The organism is Paenibacillus sp. FSL H7-0331 (assembly GCF_001956045.1).
Map to the genome: position 1 here is coordinate 1 of NZ_MRTH01000117.1, position 2791 is coordinate 2791.

Annotated in this window: 3 protein-coding genes; all 3 read left to right on the forward strand. The window is 37.6% G+C overall.

From position 1 onward, the window contains the following. The first annotated feature begins 131 nt into the window (after positions 1-131). The 3 genes from BK127_RS41890 to BK127_RS41900 all read left to right on the forward strand — a co-directional run bounded on the left by BK127_RS41890 (position 132) and on the right by BK127_RS41900 (position 2735). Positions 132-1568 carry a right-handed parallel beta-helix repeat-containing protein gene (locus tag BK127_RS41890; RefSeq protein ID WP_076238537.1) on the forward strand — a complete coding sequence of 479 codons (1437 nt, stop codon included), beginning with the start codon at positions 132-134 and terminating at the stop codon, positions 1566-1568. Positions 1569-1963: 395 nt separating this feature from the next. Then, positions 1964-2494 (forward strand): phage holin family protein, encoded by a 531-nt coding sequence (locus BK127_RS41895; RefSeq protein WP_076238538.1) that lies wholly within the window; start codon positions 1964-1966, stop codon positions 2492-2494. A 31-nt stretch (positions 2495-2525) separates the two neighbouring features. Continuing rightward, entirely contained in the window at positions 2526-2735 is a 210-nt protein-coding gene (locus BK127_RS41900; RefSeq protein WP_076238539.1) for a hypothetical protein, read from the forward strand. Positions 2736-2791: the final 56 nt, after the last annotated feature.

The following is a 2791-nucleotide window of genomic DNA, read 5'->3' on the forward strand; positions in this document are numbered from 1 at the left end:
AAGAATGGTTTCTTTTTGTTTGACGAAATTGCAACGAGGGTGCCCCTCGCCATTTTCATGGCTTTTGGGACACCCTCTTCATATTATAAAAAGTATTAAATGAATAAAATAATTGCAAGAAGGTGAGCAGAATGTCAGGTTATATAAAAAAAGAGCAACTTCATGAAGAGGTAGTCGAAATTTTAAATAGTATTCATGAAAAACAAGATATATCTGAGAAAGGACAAAATAATGGATATGCTGGATTAGACAACACAGCTAAGATTCCAACAAACCAACTACCTGATTCCATTCTTGGACAAGTAGAGTACATCGGAACATGGAATGCCACTACCAACATGCCTACACTTCCAAATGCAGGCACAGCAAAAGGTCATTACTATGTTGTGGACACTGGTGGGACTTACAACAGCATCGATTTCAAAGTTGGAGATTGGGTTATTAGCAACGGCGTGGAGTGGCAGAAGGTTGATAATACAGATGCTGTACCGACTGTTTTTGGCAGAATAGGGAATATTGTGGCAGCATCTGGTGATTATGCAGCAGAGCAGATCTCATTGAATAGCACAAACTTTAGCTCGAATAACGTTAAGGGCGGTATGGACGAGCTTTTTCAATCTGTCAGCCGATCTGCTTCTGTTGTGGTTGCAGCTAGTAATAGCAGCCCAAAATCGAAATTATCAGCGGATTATGTTTGTACTGGAACAAGTGACGAAGTTACGATACAGGCGGCGTTAGATAGTATCACCTCTGGTAAAGTTTTACTTCTGGAGGGCACATATAATACAGGACTTAATGGGGTACGCCTGGATTCCTCAAAGACATTAGAGGGTATGGGGGACAGTACTATATTACAAGCGGCTGCTTCTGGAAACAGAGTTGTTTACTGCAATTCCGGTGCTACTTATATGACTCTTTGTAATCTTTATGTAAAAGGACTAAACGGACAAGTTATCGGCGTAAAGCTAGATAGTGCAGATCGAGTTACGATACGAAATGTGCGCGCAGAAGGTTTTTATAACATAGGCATAAGTGCCTACAATTCTACAAATTGTATTATCACTGGATGCTTCGTGCGTAGTATCGGTGGTTATGACGGGACAACGCGCGCCTACGAACCAACGGGTATCGTTGCTTCGTCTTACGCCATCATTAACACGAATCAAGTATCCAACATATTTAATCAGCAATATGCTGGAAGCGGTATTTACCTGATGGGGCTTTCTAGTATTGTATCTGGCAATATAGTACAAGGAGTTAATGACGCTGGCTTTGGACAAGACTGTATTGGGATACGCGTAACAGGAACAAGTCATGCAGTTACTAGTAACTCTATTAGTAACCACGGAACTATAGGGATCGATATTTCAGGAGGAGCGGGTACTTTTAGCAATAATATACAAATGAACATTATACGTAAAGGAACAAAATCACCGTCTGCCGCTATCAGAATTGGGACGGGGACAAGTTTCAATTTAGTAACTAATAATGACCTAAGTAATGGGGGCACTACTGCTGTAGTTGACTCTGGTACAAGTACAATAACTACTGCCGGAAATAGAAGCTAAGTGCAAATTTACAAGTCTTACTCAACGTTGATGTTGAGTAAGACAAGATAAACTGGGATCACAACACACGTATGGCTTTGACTATCAAGCTCAAACTAATCTTAATGAATGATGGGTACTATTTTAAGTGAAATTGTTACGGAATCGTTATCATGGAAAGCAAATGGTGTTCCTGCTATTCATAGAATTAATCAATTTAAACAATTGTTTGCTGACGGATTAATATGGAGAATACGAAAATACAAGAGTATTGGATTTTCAAAGAACAAGTAAATGCAGCAGAGACAATTGAAGATATTGAATCAATCAGTTGGGACATTAAATAAATTATAGAATAGGAGTGTATATTTGTGCACTCTTTTTTTGTTGTATAAATTGAAAGTGGGTGATATTTCTTGTCTCAAGAGTTAAAAGAAACATTTATGGACGTTTGGATTTATTTATACAAAGCTGCTATTTATGTAAAACCATTATGGGCGTTTTTCACTTCAATTCTCTATTATGTACTGTTCCCAGATGAAACATTCATCCCAGCAACTATTGCACTTATCAGTGTTTTAGTCATCGATATTTTAGCTAAGTATTACTCAATTGGAGTTTTGAATGGTGGGATCATCAATTCCATTCGAACAGGTAAAATAACATCTGAGTCATTGTGGAGAGGAACAAAACGCAAAATAATCAGCATTCTTATTGTGATGATTTTATGTGGATTATCTTATCGACTGACCGACTTTACTATTGTATCTACAATATTTCAAACATTTTGTTTCTCAATCCTTTTCTGGCGTGAAGCACAGAGTACTATTGAGAATTTACTGGATGCAGGACATGATGACCTAAAATGGATGTTATTTTTCATTAAGAAGAAGAAGAAAGAAGTCATGGATGCTAATGGTATAAATGAAAGTGATGACAATCATTAAAATGAAAAATACAAATGGAGGATTTTGATTTATGGATATTTCAGGGGTAACAACAGATATTGCGTCATTGGCAGTTATCGTTGCATCGTATGTGGGCATAGCAAAAACGATTGGACTAAATGCAAAGTATAGTCCTTTGTTGGCAATTGTATGGTCAACTATTTTCGTATTGGTACCAAATGACATTCAATTAAAAATGGTTGTGATTAGTATGATAGCTGACCCTGCCCCGAATAGATAGACACATAGAAAACCTCTATAATAAAAGTGGAGGGATATACTATGGGGCAACGGAAG